Annotated in this window: 14 protein-coding genes; 12 read left to right on the top strand and 2 right to left on the bottom strand. The window is 42.3% G+C overall.

Going from position 1 to position 14,460, the window contains the following annotated elements:
- The first annotated feature begins 117 nt into the window (after positions 1-117).
- The 9 genes from trmJ (PHAL_RS0122355) to fdx all read left to right on the top strand — a co-directional run bounded on the left by trmJ (PHAL_RS0122355) (position 118) and on the right by fdx (position 7,324).
- On the top strand, positions 118-840 hold the full coding sequence (gene trmJ / locus PHAL_RS0122355) for a tRNA (cytosine(32)/uridine(32)-2'-O)-methyltransferase TrmJ (protein WP_016710661.1): 723 nt from the start codon (positions 118-120) through the stop codon (positions 838-840).
- A 170-nt stretch (positions 841-1,010) separates the two neighbouring features.
- Complete coding sequence (trmJ, locus tag PHAL_RS0122350) at positions 1,011-1,733, top strand: tRNA (cytosine(32)/uridine(32)-2'-O)-methyltransferase TrmJ (protein ID WP_016710661.1); 723 nt, start codon at positions 1,011-1,013, stop codon at positions 1,731-1,733.
- A gap of 213 nt (positions 1,734-1,946) precedes the next feature.
- Positions 1,947-2,438 (top strand): Fe-S cluster assembly transcriptional regulator IscR, encoded by a 492-nt coding sequence (gene iscR, locus PHAL_RS0122345; protein WP_016710660.1) that lies wholly within the window; start codon positions 1,947-1,949, stop codon positions 2,436-2,438.
- A gap of 23 nt (positions 2,439-2,461) precedes the next feature.
- Positions 2,462-3,679, top strand: a complete 1,218-nt coding sequence (locus PHAL_RS0122340; protein WP_016710659.1) for an IscS subfamily cysteine desulfurase — start codon at positions 2,462-2,464, stop codon at positions 3,677-3,679.
- A gap of 41 nt (positions 3,680-3,720) precedes the next feature.
- Positions 3,721-4,104, top strand: a complete 384-nt coding sequence (gene iscU / locus PHAL_RS0122335; RefSeq protein WP_016710658.1) for a Fe-S cluster assembly scaffold IscU — start codon at positions 3,721-3,723, stop codon at positions 4,102-4,104.
- A 9-nt stretch (positions 4,105-4,113) separates the two neighbouring features.
- Positions 4,114-4,437 (top strand): iron-sulfur cluster assembly protein IscA, encoded by a 324-nt coding sequence (iscA, locus tag PHAL_RS0122330; protein WP_016710657.1) that lies wholly within the window; start codon positions 4,114-4,116, stop codon positions 4,435-4,437.
- Between the two features lie 95 nt (positions 4,438-4,532).
- Positions 4,533-5,060 (top strand): co-chaperone HscB, encoded by a 528-nt coding sequence (hscB, locus tag PHAL_RS0122325; RefSeq protein ID WP_029216299.1) that lies wholly within the window; start codon positions 4,533-4,535, stop codon positions 5,058-5,060.
- A 51-nt stretch (positions 5,061-5,111) separates the two neighbouring features.
- Positions 5,112-6,974, top strand: a complete 1,863-nt coding sequence (gene hscA, locus PHAL_RS0122320) for a Fe-S protein assembly chaperone HscA (protein ID WP_016710655.1) — start codon at positions 5,112-5,114, stop codon at positions 6,972-6,974.
- A gap of 11 nt (positions 6,975-6,985) precedes the next feature.
- The gene (gene fdx / locus PHAL_RS0122315) at positions 6,986-7,324 is read left to right on the top strand and encodes an ISC system 2Fe-2S type ferredoxin (protein ID WP_016710654.1); all 339 of its coding nucleotides are present in this window, start codon (positions 6,986-6,988) and stop codon (positions 7,322-7,324) included.
- Between the two features lie 38 nt (positions 7,325-7,362).
- On the opposite strand, the gene PHAL_RS24300 is transcribed toward fdx, so the two are convergent.
- Positions 7,363-8,010 (bottom strand): hypothetical protein, encoded by a 648-nt coding sequence (locus tag PHAL_RS24300; protein WP_158217515.1) that lies wholly within the window; start codon positions 8,008-8,010, stop codon positions 7,363-7,365.
- Here PHAL_RS24300 and PHAL_RS0122310 point away from each other — a divergent pair.
- Entirely contained in the window at positions 7,979-9,406 is a 1,428-nt protein-coding gene (locus PHAL_RS0122310; protein WP_016710653.1) for an NAD-dependent succinate-semialdehyde dehydrogenase, read from the top strand. The genes PHAL_RS24300 and PHAL_RS0122310 overlap by 32 nt on opposite strands.
- A gap of 33 nt (positions 9,407-9,439) precedes the next feature.
- Here PHAL_RS0122310 and PHAL_RS24680 read toward each other — a convergent pair whose 3' ends face one another.
- Positions 9,440-9,568, bottom strand: a complete 129-nt coding sequence (locus PHAL_RS24680; protein ID WP_016710652.1) for a hypothetical protein — start codon at positions 9,566-9,568, stop codon at positions 9,440-9,442.
- 97 nt (positions 9,569-9,665) lie between these two features.
- On the opposite strand from PHAL_RS24680, the gene PHAL_RS0122300 reads away from it, so the two are divergent.
- Both PHAL_RS0122300 and nagP read left to right on the top strand, forming a co-directional pair.
- The gene (locus PHAL_RS0122300; RefSeq protein ID WP_016710651.1) at positions 9,666-12,314 is read left to right on the top strand and encodes a family 20 glycosylhydrolase; all 2,649 of its coding nucleotides are present in this window, start codon (positions 9,666-9,668) and stop codon (positions 12,312-12,314) included.
- A 256-nt stretch (positions 12,315-12,570) separates the two neighbouring features.
- A complete protein-coding gene (nagP, locus tag PHAL_RS0122295; RefSeq protein ID WP_016710650.1) occupies positions 12,571-13,866 on the top strand; it encodes an N-acetylglucosamine MFS transporter NagP in 1,296 nt (431 codons plus the stop codon).
- Positions 13,867-14,460: the final 594 nt, after the last annotated feature.

The following is a 14,460-nucleotide window of genomic DNA, read 5'->3' as shown; positions in this document are numbered from 1 at the left end:
GATAGCTGATAGCTGATAGCTGATAGCTGATAGCTGATAGCTGATAGCTGATAGCTGATAGCTGATAGCTGTGTTATAATCCGCGCAATTTTTTGTATGGGTTAAAGTAGCACAGCAATGATCTTAGATGACATCCGTATTGTTTTAGTAAATACCTCGCATTCAGGCAATATTGGTTCTGCCGCGCGAGCGATGAAAACCATGGGTTTATCAAAACTCTATTTAGTTGATCCTGCGTGTGAAATAGACAGCCACGCAAGCGCATTAGCAGCAGGTGCTACTGATGTGCTTGGTAATGCAGTGATAGTCGATACTGTGGCGGATGCAATTGCCGATTGCGCGCTAACGATTGGTACCAGTGCACGTTCACGCACTTTATCATGGCCTATGGTTGAGCCCCGTGAATGTGGTGAAAAATTAGTAACTGAAGCCGCCAATGGCCCTGTAGCCTTAGTGTTTGGCCGTGAAAACAGTGGCTTGACAAACGAAGAGCTGCAATTGTGCAATTATCATGTATGCATTCCAGCCAACCCTGAATATAGCTCATTGAATTTGGCGATGGCAGTACAAACGTTATGTTATGAAACACGCATGGCATTTTTAACTCAGCAGCCAAAAGCAAATCAAGAAGATGATGCCGTTTACCCAAGCTCAAAACAAACAGAGCTATTTTACGAGCATTTAGAAAAAACCCTCTTTGACACCGGTTTTATCATCAAGCAGCACCCAGGCATGGTAATGACCAAGCTACGTCGCTTGTTTAACCGCGCACGTCCTGAAGATGCTGAGCTGAATATCTTACGCGGTATTTTGACCTCAATAAATAAGTCTACTAAATAAGCGAAAGTTATAAGACTAATACTTGACTAAATTACTCAGGTAATTACAATGAACACAATACTTGACCAAAACAGTCGGGTATTGAAGTTCTGGCTGATAGCTGATAGCTGATAGCTGATAGCTGTGTTATAATCCGCGCAATTTTTTGTATGGGTTAAAGTAGCACAGCAATGATCTTAGATGACATCCGTATTGTTTTAGTAAATACCTCGCATTCAGGCAATATTGGTTCTGCCGCGCGAGCGATGAAAACCATGGGTTTATCAAAACTCTATTTAGTTGATCCTGCGTGTGAAATAGACAGCCACGCAAGCGCATTAGCAGCAGGTGCTACTGATGTGCTTGGTAATGCAGTGATAGTCGATACTGTGGCGGATGCAATTGCCGATTGCGCGCTAACGATTGGTACCAGTGCACGTTCACGCACTTTATCATGGCCTATGGTTGAGCCCCGTGAATGTGGTGAAAAATTAGTAACTGAAGCCGCCAATGGCCCTGTAGCCTTAGTGTTTGGCCGTGAAAACAGTGGCTTGACAAACGAAGAGCTGCAATTGTGCAATTATCATGTATGCATTCCAGCCAACCCTGAATATAGCTCATTGAATTTGGCGATGGCAGTACAAACGTTATGTTATGAAACACGCATGGCATTTTTAACTCAGCAGCCAAAAGCAAATCAAGAAGATGATGCCGTTTACCCAAGCTCAAAACAAACAGAGCTATTTTACGAGCATTTAGAAAAAACCCTCTTTGACACCGGTTTTATCATCAAGCAGCACCCAGGCATGGTAATGACCAAGCTACGTCGCTTGTTTAACCGCGCACGTCCTGAAGATGCTGAGCTGAATATCTTACGCGGTATTTTGACCTCAATAAATAAGTCTACTAAATAAGCGAAAGTTATAAGACTAATACTTGACTAAATTACTCAGGTAATTACAATGAACACAATACTTGACCAAAACATGATAGCTGATAGCTGATAGCTGATAGCTGATAGCTGATAGCTGATAGCTGATAGCTGATAGCTGATAGCTACTAATATAATACTTGACTATTTTACTCTGGTAATTAAAATTTGCACTCTTTGGTAGTGCGGGGGCTCAATGAAGTTAACATCAAAAGGCAGATATGCCGTTACAGCGATGCTTGATGTTGCGCTACACGCAAGTATAGGGCCAGTTCCCCTTGCCGACATTTCAGAGCGACAAGAAATTTCGTTGTCATATCTTGAGCAGTTATTTGCCCGATTACGTAAAAATGGTTTAGTCAGCTCTGTGCGTGGTCCCGGTGGGGGTTATCTACTAGGTCGTGAAACGCATGCTATTTCGGTCGGTGATGTGATCAACGCTGTTGATGAATCAATAGATGCAACCCGTTGCCACGGTGCAACTGGTGGTTGCCAAAGCGGCATGCGTTGTTTAACGCATACGTTGTGGTCAGATTTAAGTGCCCGAATAGAAGACTTTTTAAATGGTATTACTCTTGCGGAATTGGTGGAACAATCAGATGTGCAAGAAGTTGCATCTCGCCAAAATAGCAACGTTAGCAATGCAATTAAGCAATTGGAAAATATTCAAGTAAGCTGCCAACTATAGGTTGGCGTCCAGCGGAGAAAGAAATGAAGTTACCGATTTATTTAGATTACGCAGCAACCACGCCAGTTGACGAGCGTGTTGCAAAAGAAATGATGCAATGCCTAACAATGGATGGCAACTTTGGTAACCCTGCATCACGTTCACACCGTTTTGGTTGGCAAGCTGAAGAGGCGATTGATCAGGCACGTACTGATATCGCAGATCTAATTAACGCAGACCCACGTGAAATCGTTTTCACTTCAGGTGCGACAGAATCAAACAACCTTGCTATTAAAGGTGCTGCACAGTTTTACAAAAAGAAAGGTAAGCACGTTATTACCGCAAAAACTGAGCATAAAGCCGTAATCGACACCTGTCGTGAACTTGAGCGCCAAGGTTTTGAAGTTACTTATATGGACGTTGAAGAAAACGGCCTACTGGATCTTAAAAAGCTTGAACAAACAATGCGTGACGACACCGTATTAGTAAGCATTATGCACGTGAATAACGAGTTAGGTGTGATTCAAGATATCGCAACAATTGGCGAAATGTGTCGTGAACGTAAAATCATGTTCCACGTTGATGCAGCGCAAAGCGCAGGTAAAGTGTTAATTGACGTACAGCAGCTTAAAGTTGATTTTATGTCATTCTCTGCGCACAAAATATATGGCCCTAAAGGTATTGGTGCACTTTATGTTCGTCGTAAGCCACGTGCACGCTTAGAAGCGCAAATGCACGGCGGTGGTCATGAGCGTGGGATGCGTTCAGGTACTTTAGCAACACACCAGCTAGTTGGTATGGGTGCTGCATTTAGAATTGCGAAACAAGATTTTGAAAAAGACCATGCCCACATCAGTGCGCTTCGTAAGCGTTTAATTGATGGCATTATGGCTGATATGGAAGAAGTGTACTTTAACGGTGCACAGGACCAATCAGTGCCAGGAATTGTTAACATCAGCTTCAACTTTGTTGAAGGTGAGTCGTTATTGATGGCTGTTAAAGATATTGCTGTATCATCAGGTTCTGCCTGTACTTCAGCAAGCTTAGAGCCTTCTTATGTATTACGTGCGCTTGGCCGTAACGACGAATTAGCACACAGCTCAATTCGTTTTAGTATTGGTCGTTTTACTACCGAAGAAGAGATTGATTATACCGTCAATTTAATGAAGAGCTCTATCGGTCGCTTACGTGAGATGTCACCGCTTTGGGAAATGCATCAAGAAGGTGTTGATTTAGATTCAGTTGAATGGGCTCATCATTAATTGATTGAGTACATCCGCTAGCAGGTAATGAGGATAGTATTATGGCGTATAGTGATAAAGTAATCGATCATGTTGAAAACCCACGTAACGTAGGTGTTTTAGACAAAAATGATCCATCAGTAGCAACAGGTATGGTTGGCGCACCAGCATGTGGTGACGTAATGAAGCTGCAAATTAAAGTATCAGCTGCAGGCGTCATTGAAGACGCTAAATTCAAAACATACGGTTGTGGTAGCGCAATTGCTTCATCATCTTTGGTAACAGAGTGGGTAAAAGGTAAAACTTTAGATGAAGCTGCAATGATCAAAAACACTGACATTAGTGCTGAGCTTGAATTACCACCAGTGAAAATTCACTGTTCAATTCTAGCTGAAGATGCAATCCAAGCAGCTATTGCAGACTACAAAAGTAAACAAGCGAAGTAAGAGATAATCATGGCAGTGACATTGACAGATGCGGCAGCAAACCGCGTAGAATCATTTTTAGCAAATCGCGGTAAAGGCCTTGGCCTGCGCGTTGGCATTAAAACGACGGGCTGTTCAGGTCTTGCTTATGTTCTTGAGTTTGTTGACGAGTTAGCTGATGGCGATGAAGTATTTGAATCTCAAGGGGTTAAAGTAATCGTCGATGCTAAAAGCTTAGTTTATATTGATGGCACTGAGCTTGACTACACTAAAGAAGGTTTGAACGAAGGGTTTAAATTTATCAACCCAAATCAAGCTGATGAGTGTGGTTGTGGCGAAAGTTTCACAGTATAACTAGGTAACGCTATTGTATTCTTAAGCCCTGCATCTGTAGGGCTTTGTTCTATCTGAATTTTAAGCCAATATGTTAATTTGGCATGGTTGGAATTATGCGCTATTTTGAATTGTTTGCGATACCTGTTGATTACAATATAGATTTAGCAACAGTAAATAAAAATTACCTCGAACTTCAGCGTGCAGTTCACCCTGATCGTCATGCGAATGCTAGCAGCCGAGATAAATTGCTAGCCGTACAAAATACAGCAGAAATCAACGACGCCCTACAAACCTTAAAGCATCCCGTAAAACGTGCTGAATATATGCTCAGTGAGTTGGGTGTTGATATTCGTGCCGAGCAGCAAACCCTGCAAGATCCGCTTTTTTTAATGCAGCAAATGGAATTACGTGAAGAGCTAGAAGAGTTAACTGCAAGTGCAGATCCAGATGCAGCGATAGCCCAATTCGAACAACAAATAAAACAACTTGATAGCCAATACAGTGCACAGCTTGCAGAGCAACTGGCAAGTGATGATGAGCAGCAATGGCAGCTCGCCGCTGATAACATTCGTAAATTAAAGTTTGTATATAAGCTACGTGATGAATTAGAGCGGATTGAAGACAGTTTATTCGACGATTAATTATCTAACTTACTGAACTACAAGTAAGTCAAACAAGAGTTAAAGAGCATTATGGCATTATTGCAGATTGCTGAGCCGGGGCAGAGCGCGGCACCACATGAACATAAGTTAGCAATAGGTATTGATCTGGGTACTACCAACTCATTAGTTGCGACAGTGCAAAGTGGCGAAGCCCGTACCCTTACTGATATTAGTGGTGCAGCAATGCTCCCTTCAGTTGTTCGCTATCAAGCTGACAGTATTACGGTTGGTGCAGAAGCAGCTCAAGCGGCCACGCAAGATCCTGCCAATACCCTGATTTCAGTTAAACGTTTTTTAGGTAAAACCCAAGCTGAGATCGAGCATAGCTACGGTCAACTACCCTATGATTTTTGCCAGCATGATGGTGCACTTGCCATTACTACCGCTGCCGGTAATATTAGTCCAGTCACTGCATCAAGCGATATTTTAAAAGCGTTAAAACAACGCGCAGCAGAAAGTTTTGCAGGGCAAGATATTTTAGGTGCCGTGATCACAGTGCCAGCTTACTTTGATGATGCGCAGCGCCAAAGCACCAAAGATGCTGCAGAGCTTGCCGGTATCAATGTACTGCGCTTATTAAATGAACCCACTGCCGCCGCCGTTGCTTATGGCTTAGATTCAGGCCAAGAAGGTATTATTGCAGTTTATGATCTAGGTGGCGGTACGTTTGATATTTCAATCTTACGATTAAACCAAGGTGTGTTTGAAGTACTGGCAACCGGTGGTGACTCAAGCCTAGGTGGTGATGATTTTGACTCTTTATTGGTGGATCATTTTAAACGTGAAACGGGGGTAATGACTTTATCACCTTCGAACTTGCGTTTATTTATTAATAAAGCGAAAGCCTGTAAAGAAGCACTCAGCCAATATGCGAAAGTGAATGTTGGTCTTGAGTTTGATAACGAAAAGCACATGGTTGAAGTAACCCGTGACAAGTTTGAAGAACTTGCTATGGTATTGGTTAAAAAGACACTTCGTTCGTGTCGTCGCGCAGTGAAAGATGCTGGCATTAGCAATGACGAAGTACTGCAAGTGGTTATGGTCGGCGGTTCAACCCGCATGCCAATTGTACGTAGCCAAGTTGCTGAGTTTTTTAATAAAGAGCCGCTAACTTCTATCGACCCTGATCGTGTAGTTGCGCTGGGCGCAGCATTACAAGCTGATGTATTGGTAGGTAACAAGCCTGATTCAGATATGCTATTGCTTGATGTTTTACCTTTGTCACTGGGTTTAGAGACCATGGGTGGCTTGGTTGAAAAAATCATTCCACGTAATACCACTATTCCTGTTGCGCGCGCACAAGAATTCACTACCTTTAAAGATGGCCAAACGGCGATGTCTTTACATGTATTACAAGGTGAGCGAGAGCTGGTAGATGATTGCCGTTCATTAGCTAAATTTAGCTTAAAAGGTATTCCACCAATGGCAGCTGGAGCTGCGCATATTCGGGTGACTTTTAAAGTCGATGCCGATGGTCTCCTTAGTGTATCTGCAATGGAAAAATCCACCGGTGTGCAAGCTGAAATTCAAGTTAAACCATCGTTTGGTTTGTCAGACGACCAAGTCGCTAATATGCTTAAAGAGTCGATGACTAACGCTAAAGATGACATGCAAGCGCGTATGCTTAAAGAGCAACAGGTTGAGGCATTGCGTGTTATCGAAGCGCTTTATGCATCACTGGCAACAGATAGTGCATTGCTTGATGAAAACGAATTAAATGACCTAAACGCTGAAATTGCTAAACTGGTTAAAGTTCGTGAAACAGCCACAGAGCCAAATGAAATAAAAGCAGCCATTGAAAAAGTTGATAACGCCAGTAGTAAATTTGCTGAGCTAAGAATGGATGCATCGATTAAAAAAGCACTGCAAGGGCAGTCAGTAGACAACGTTTAAAAGAGGTTAGAATGCCACAAATTATTTTTCTTCCCCATCCGGAATTATGTCCTGACGGCGCTGCAATTGATGCACCAAGTGGTGAAACCGTACTGGATGTAGCACTTAAAAACGGCATTAGCATTCCCCATGCATGCGAAAAATCATGCGCATGCACTACGTGCCACCTAGTGATCCGTGAAGGTTTTGATTCACTTGATGAAAGCGACGAACTTGAAGACGACATGTTAGATAAAGCATGGGGCTTAGAACCAGAATCACGCTTAGGTTGTCAAGCAATTATCCGTGATGAAGACTTAATAGTTGAAATACCGAAGTACAATCTCAATATCGTTAATGAAGAGCATTGATTTAAAGCAGTAAGCTTTGAGCCGTCAGCCGTCAGCCGTCAGCCGTCAGTATAGAGATAAAACCATGCTTGACTTAACAAGCATGGTTTTTTTATTTTAAGCTGATAGCTGATAGCTGATAGCTGATAGCTGATAGCTGATAGCTGATAGCTGATAGCTGATAGCTGATAGCTGATAGCTGATAGCTGATAGCTGATAGCTGATAGCTGATAGCTGATAGCTGATAGCTGATAGCTGATAGCTGATAGCTGATAGCTGATAGCTGATAGCTGATAGCTGATAGCTGATAGCTGATAGCTGATAGCTGATAGCTGATAGCTGATAGCTGATAGCTGATAGCTGATAGCTGATAGCTGATAGCTGATAGCTGATAGCTGATAGCTGATAGCTGATAGCTGATAGCTGATAGCTGATAGCTGATAGCTGATAGCTGATAGCTGATAGCTGATAGCTGATAGCTGATAGCTGATAGCTGATAGCTGATAGCTGATAGCTGATAGCTGATAGCTGATAGCTGATAGCTGATAGCTGATAGCTGATAGCTGATAGCTGATAGCTGATAGCTGATAGCTGATAGCTGATAGCTGATAGCTGATAGCTGATAGCTGATAGCTGATAGCTGATAGCTGATAGTTACAGACCGGAGGGATTTCTATGCCACATCTTATATTTAACGACTCTTTCATCAATGGTGAGTTTTACCACACTGAAAAACACTTCAGTGTTGATGATCCTGCCACCCAGCAAAGCATCGTCATGGTAAGTGATATAGATGATGATGGGGTTAATAAAGCTATTAATGCTGCCCACGGGGCATTTGTAAAATTAAAAGCGACCAATGCTACTACCCGCAGTGAAGTTTTAATGCGTTGGTATGAACTAGTTATGCAGCATAAGCAAGTACTTGCAGAATTAATGACTAAAGAACAAGGTAAGCCACTAAAAGAAGCGCAGGGTGAAGTTGACTATGGCGCCGGCTTTATAAAGTGGTATGCCGAGCAAGCAAAACGTAGTTATGGTGATGTTATTCCTGCCACGGATGACAATCATCGTTTAACCAGTTTTAAACAACCCATTGGTGTGGTTGCTGGCATCACGCCTTGGAACTTCCCGATTGCTATGGTCACTCGAAAAGTAGCCCCTGCTTATGCAGCAGGGTGTAGCTTTGTATTAAAGCCATCAGAACATACGCCTTTATGCGCTTTAGCATTAGCATATTTGGCAGATCAAGCTGGTTTTGAAAAAGGCGCTTTTAACGTATTACTTTCTGAAAATGCAAAAATGGTCGGTAAAATCCTTACCGAATCAAACACCGTACGTAAGTTTACATTCACAGGGTCAACCGGTGTTGGTAAGCAGTTGCTTACGCAATGTGCATCGACAATCAAGCGCACTTCAATGGAGTTGGGTGGTAATGCGCCGTTTATAATTTTTGATAACGCTGATTTAGATGAGGCTGTCACTGGCTTAATGGGCGCAAAATTTAGAAATGCTGGGCAAACGTGTGTTGCAGCGAACCGTATTTTTGTGCAGCGCAGCATACTTGATAAAGTACTCAAAAAACTAGCGGTACAAGTAGCGGCACTCAAAGTGGGCAACGGCATTGCTGAAGACACGGATATTGGCCCACTAATTTACCCTAAAGCCAAGCAAAAAGTGCAAGAGTTAGTGGCTGATGCAATCACTAAGGGAGCATCAGTAATCGGGGATGATAAAGATCTCGGAGGGAACTTCCAGGCACCGCTTATTTTAACTGGCGTTACCAGTGCAATGGATATTTATCATCAAGAAGTATTTGGTCCCGTTGCTAGTATTATTCCTTTTGACGAGGAAGCTGAAGTGTTAGCGATGGCTAACGACGTACCTTATGGCCTCGCCGCGTATTTTTACAGTCAAGACATCAAACAAGTCTATCGTGTAAGTGAAGCGTTAGAATACGGCATGGTTGGTATTAATGAGGGACTTATCTCCAACCCCGTCGCCCCGTTTGGTGGCGTTAAACAATCCGGCCTAGGACGTGAAGGCGGACACCAAGGACTCGACGAATACCTCGAAGAAAAATATGTGTGTATGAAAATTTAAAGCCAGAAGCTTTTAGCCGTCAGCCGTCAGCCGTCAGCCTAAGACAAATTCGTCTTGACACCTAAGAGCTGATAGCTGATAGCTGATAGCTGATAGCTGATAGCTGATAGCTGATAGCTGATAGCTGATAGCTTTATTTTCAATTAATGATAGCGCTGTCATTTTATCTTTTATATGATGGGGAGGAGTAAATAAATAATAATAAGAGATTACGCGGGGGGAAATGCGTAATCTTAGGGTATACAACGAGGAGAGAGTAATGGATTTTAAAAAGCGAACTTTAGCGAGTTTGATCGCGATGATGCCGTTATTGGCGCAGGCGCAGTTTTCGCAAACTGAAGTGAATAACTTTGCAAAAGAAACCGCCCTAACATTTGCCGTCGTCGATAATTTTCATAATAAAGATGCTGGTTTTTTGGGGAAAATTACACTAAACAACCAATCTGATGTAGCACTTCCTGCAGGGGAGAGCGATTGGCAGCTGTATATCCACTCGGTGCGTAAAATAAGCACTGAGCTTGTTGCAGGTTTAAATATTGAGCATGTTAATGGTGATTTACACCGTATTACACCTACAAAAAAATTCAAAGGGCTTGCAGCAGGCAAAAGCTTAGAATTTGAATTTGATGCACAAGCCTTTATTGTTGCTTATACCGATTTTATGCCCCGTGCATTTTTTGTATCGGGTGATCATAAGCCAGCTATTTTTGCAAATACCGACAGCGAAGATATGAGTCAGTTCGTTGCCCCATTTGAGCGCGAAAATCAATTACGTCGTTATAATCAACCGCAAGATCGCACTGTGTTGATCACACCTGAAATTCGTTTTGAACGCAATCAAGCTAGTAGTAGCAAAGTTTCAAAAGAAGATGCATTGAAACGGATTATTCCACAACCACAAAAAGTAGAGTTTAACCGTGGCACAGCAACACTAGATAATAATTGGCAAATTAGTTTCCAAGGTCAATTAAAAAACGAAGTAATCGTCTTTATGCAAGACTTACAAGATGATTACGGACTTACATTAAAAGCCCAGCCAGATCACATTAAAACCAATAAAGAAAAGTTGATCAGCTTAAAAGTAAACCCACAATTGGCTGCAGGAAAGTCAGAGAGCTACACGTTAGAGATTGATGACAAACGCATTGAAATTGTAGGTAGTGATAACGCTGGCGTGTTCTATGCCATGCAAAGTTTGCTTAATTTACTACCTGCAAATAGCCAGGGGGCCGTTACAGTTCCACAGTTAGAGATCGAAGATAGCCCGCGTTATAGTTGGCGTGGTATGCATTACGATAATGGCCGCAACTATCACGGCAAAGACGCCATGTTCAAACTTGTTGAGCAAATGGCACGCTATAAAATGAACAAACTACACTGGCATTTTTCGGAAGATGAAGGTTGGCGTTTAGAAATTCCTGATTTACCAGAGCTAACAGAGGTTGGTGGATATCGTTGCTTTGATCTTGAAGAGAGAGAGTGCCTATTAACACAGTTAGGTACAGGGCCATTTAAGTCTGGCTCAGGAAACGGATATTTAAGCCGTGCAGAGTTTATTGAGCTATTAAAGTTTGCGAAAGACCGTCATATTCAAATTATTCCTGAAATTGAAGGGCCAGGTCATGCTCGTGCCTCTATAAAAGCAATGGAAGCACGCTACCACAAGCTAAGTGATGAAGCTAAACAAGCCGCTAAAAATAACTTAGTAAATACAAAGCAAACAGATAAAGAAATTCAACAGGTTGATATCAGTGCGGCAACGCAATATTTATTGAATGATCCAAAAGACACCTCAGTGTATATGACGGTGCAAAACTACAAAGATAATTCAATGAATGTGTGTATGGACTCAACTTATGCCTTTTTAGACAAGGTAACTTACGAACTACAACAAATGTACCGTGAGGCGGGTGTACAGTTAACTAATTTACACTTTGGTGGTGATGAAGTAGGCGCGGGCTCATGGGTTGGCTCACCAATCTGCCAAGCAATGTTTGCTGATCCAAATAACGGTGTAGCAGGACCCGCAGATTTAAAGCCATACTTTACACAGCGTGTTGCTAAGTTGCTGGAAAAACGTGGTATTTCACCAGGCGCATGGGAAGATGGTTTAATGTATGACCGCACAAATCCATTTAAGCGCGATGAATTTCCAAATAAAACCTTTACTGCAAACGTTTGGGATAACATTTGGGAATGGGGTGTTGCAGACCGAGCTTATCGTTTAGCGAACGCGGGATACCAAGTGATATTATCTCATGGTACACACTTATACTTTGATCACCCATATGAAGCGCACCCGCAAGAGCGTGGTTATTATTGGGCTACACGCTACACCGATACGCAAAAAGCATTTAACTACATGCCAGATGATGTTTATGCAAATGCTGATTACACTCGGACTCGTGAACCTATCGACAACCTAGAAGCGTTAGTTGGTCGACCATTGCCAAAGTTGGAAAAACCAGAAAACATTCTTGGTATGCAAGGACAGGTTTGGTCAGAAACGATCCGCACAGAAGAGCAAGTATTAGCAATGATCTTCCCGCGTATTTTATCGGTTGCAGAGCGAGCATGGTACAAAGCGCCATGGGAAGGCGAGCAAGTTGATAGTAATAGTCGTGCAAAAGATTGGGCGCAATTTTCAGCTGCGGTCGGGTTAAAAGAGCTTACTAAATTGGCAAGCTCGGGTGTTAACTTGCATTTACCCGTGCCAGGAGGCGTGATCAACAATGGTAAGCTTGAAGTAAATACACCATTTGCTTATTTAAATACTGAATATAGTTTGGATGATGGTGCAACTTGGCAGCAGTATACAGCTCCGATCAGTGTTTCTAAACAGCAATCAGTGGCATTGCGCAGCAGTTTAAATAGCCAACTGAAAAGTCGAATTACTCATATAAATTAATGTATTAGTAAGAACTTTTGTTTTGAAAGGGCCTAATTGGCCCTTTTTTGTGCCATTGTAAAGTAAATAGTTACTAGTAATATGGCGGCAATTAACGTAAAGTTTTATGGCAGCGCTGTCATTTTTGTTGCGAGAGTGTTATTGATTTCTCGCTTAAGTGTTACATAATGCAGCAACGCTAATCGTCGTTTTAAGTCCCGAAGGGCTTAATTGAAACAAATAATTATAACGATAGCTCGCAACAAGAAGAAGTTTTATGGAAGTCACTGTGTCAAAAACTAACAAACAAAGTAATTTTATACCTATGGCCATAGTTGCCACGTTATTCTTTATTCTAGGTTTTGCAACCTGGTTGAATGGCTCACTTATGCCTTACTTAAAGCAAGTATTGCAGTTGACCCCATTTCAAGCATCACTCATTTTATTCTCATTTTATATTGCGGTAACATTCACCGCAGTACCATCGGCGATGATCATCCGTAAAGTCGGTTACAAAAATGGTATGGCTATTGGTATGGCAACCATGATGGTTGCAGGCCTACTGTTTATTCCTGCAGCTAAAACTCAAGTATTTGCACTATTTTTATTTGCGCAATTAGTAATGGGTGCCGGTCAAACATTACTACAAACTGCTGTTAATCCTTATGTGGTACGCATTGGGCCTGAAGAATCAGCCGCTGCTCGTGTAAGCATTATGGGCATATTAAATAAAGGTGCAGGCGTAATTGCACCAATCGTGTTTACTGCTTTGATTTTAAGTGAATTTACAGGCCTTGTGGGTAAAGACTTATCACAAGCTGAAATTGACTCAATGGCAAACAGTCTTATCTACCCATATTTAGGTATGGCTTTATTTATTGGTGTACTGGGTTTTGCCGTTACTAAAATGCCACTGCCAGAATTACTCGATGATGAAGAGCAAGGTGCGCAAGGCCAAGTTAAAGCGGCTCTGGCACACCCGAGCCTTGCATTAGGTGTAGTGGCATTGTTTGTGTACGTGGCCGTAGAAGTCATCGCTGGTGATACCATCGGAACGTTTGCATTATCACTAGGTGTTGAAAAATACAGTGTAATGACCTCCTATACTATGGGATGTATGGTGCTTGGTTATATTTTAGGCATAGCACTTATCCCACGTGTAATTTCACAGCAAGCGGCTTTAAGTGTATCTGCGATTTTGGGCTGTATTTTAACACTTGCGGTGGTATTTAGTGATACAAGCTCAGTGGTTATAGCTACGACTCTAGGCTTAGAAGTACAATTACCTGATACACTATTGATGATAGCTGTGCTAGGATTTGCAAATGCAATCGTATGGCCAGCAGTTTGGCCACTGGCGTTATCTGGTTTAGGTAAATTAACCAGTGTTGGCTCGGGCTTACTCGTAATGGGTATAGCCGGTGGCGCATTTGGTCCATTATTCTGGGGCCTCGCAAGTGGCGGTGTAGACTCAGCAGAAGCTCAGCAAGGCGCTTATATCGTTATGTTACCTTGTTATTTATTCATTCTTTTCTATGCTGTTAAAGGGCATAAAATGAAAAGCTGGAAATAGATAAGCTATAAGCTATAAGATGAAAGGATAAAGTTGCAAGGTTAAAGTTAAACTTTGTTTGTAGAACCTAGAACCTAGAACCTAATTTTTGAAAAGAATTTCTATAATGTAGAAATAATCCCGTGTGTAATGCCACCGAAAGGTGGCATTTTTTTGTCTGGAAGAAAGTGAAGCCGTTTGCGAGCTGACTAGCGTAAAGTTAGCGAGGGTCAATTATTCGGCGCTAAAGCGCTCTCCTACGAGGTGTCCGCGTAGGAAATGGCTTCAGCCATGAATGGTATGGATTTGCACTGTAGCTATGTATTTTTTTGCACTGTGCTTCGTAACCAAACTTCGCGACTAAAGTCGCTCCTACGAGGTGTCCGCGTAGGAAATGGCTTCAGCCATGAATGGTATGGATTTGCACTGTAGCTATGTTTTTTCTGCACTGTGCTCCACAACCAAACTTCGCGACTAAAGTCGCTCCTACGAGATGTCCGCGTAGGAAATAGCTTCAGCCATGAATGGTATGGATTTGCACTGGAGCTATGTATTTTTCTGCACTGTGCTCCACAACCAAACTTCGCGACTAAAGTCGCTCCTACGAGGTGTCCG

The organism is Pseudoalteromonas haloplanktis ATCC 14393 (assembly GCF_000238355.1).
In the GTDB taxonomy this organism is placed as follows: Bacteria; Pseudomonadota; Gammaproteobacteria; order Enterobacterales; family Alteromonadaceae; genus Pseudoalteromonas; species Pseudoalteromonas haloplanktis.
Note: the sequence above shows the minus strand (reverse complement) of the source record. Positions and strands in the feature narration are given on the sequence as shown.

What these genes read in the sequence shown, in the direction of transcription:
- PHAL_RS0122300 (WP_016710651.1), top strand. Translation starts at nt 9,666, where the DNA reads ATGGATTTTAAAAAGCGAACTTTAGCGAGTTTGATCGCGATGATGCCG.
- iscU (WP_016710658.1), top strand. Translation starts at nt 3,721, where the DNA reads ATGGCGTATAGTGATAAAGTAATCGATCATGTTGAAAACCCACGTAAC.
- iscA (WP_016710657.1), top strand. Translation starts at nt 4,114, where the DNA reads ATGGCAGTGACATTGACAGATGCGGCAGCAAACCGCGTAGAATCATTT.
- PHAL_RS0122310 (WP_016710653.1), top strand. Translation starts at nt 7,979, where the DNA reads ATGCCACATCTTATATTTAACGACTCTTTCATCAATGGTGAGTTTTAC.
- trmJ (WP_016710661.1), top strand. Translation starts at nt 1,011, where the DNA reads ATGATCTTAGATGACATCCGTATTGTTTTAGTAAATACCTCGCATTCA.
- trmJ (WP_016710661.1), top strand. Translation starts at nt 118, where the DNA reads ATGATCTTAGATGACATCCGTATTGTTTTAGTAAATACCTCGCATTCA.
- fdx (WP_016710654.1), top strand. Translation starts at nt 6,986, where the DNA reads ATGCCACAAATTATTTTTCTTCCCCATCCGGAATTATGTCCTGACGGC.
- PHAL_RS24680 (WP_016710652.1), bottom strand. Translation starts at nt 9,568, where the DNA reads ATGACAGCGCTATCATTAATTGAAAATAAAGCTATCAGCTATCAGCTA.
- hscB (WP_029216299.1), top strand. Translation starts at nt 4,533, where the DNA reads ATGCGCTATTTTGAATTGTTTGCGATACCTGTTGATTACAATATAGAT.
- PHAL_RS24300 (WP_158217515.1), bottom strand. Translation starts at nt 8,010, where the DNA reads ATGAAAGAGTCGTTAAATATAAGATGTGGCATAGAAATCCCTCCGGTC.
- PHAL_RS0122340 (WP_016710659.1), top strand. Translation starts at nt 2,462, where the DNA reads ATGAAGTTACCGATTTATTTAGATTACGCAGCAACCACGCCAGTTGAC.
- iscR (WP_016710660.1), top strand. Translation starts at nt 1,947, where the DNA reads ATGAAGTTAACATCAAAAGGCAGATATGCCGTTACAGCGATGCTTGAT.
- nagP (WP_016710650.1), top strand. Translation starts at nt 12,571, where the DNA reads ATGGAAGTCACTGTGTCAAAAACTAACAAACAAAGTAATTTTATACCT.
- hscA (WP_016710655.1), top strand. Translation starts at nt 5,112, where the DNA reads ATGGCATTATTGCAGATTGCTGAGCCGGGGCAGAGCGCGGCACCACAT.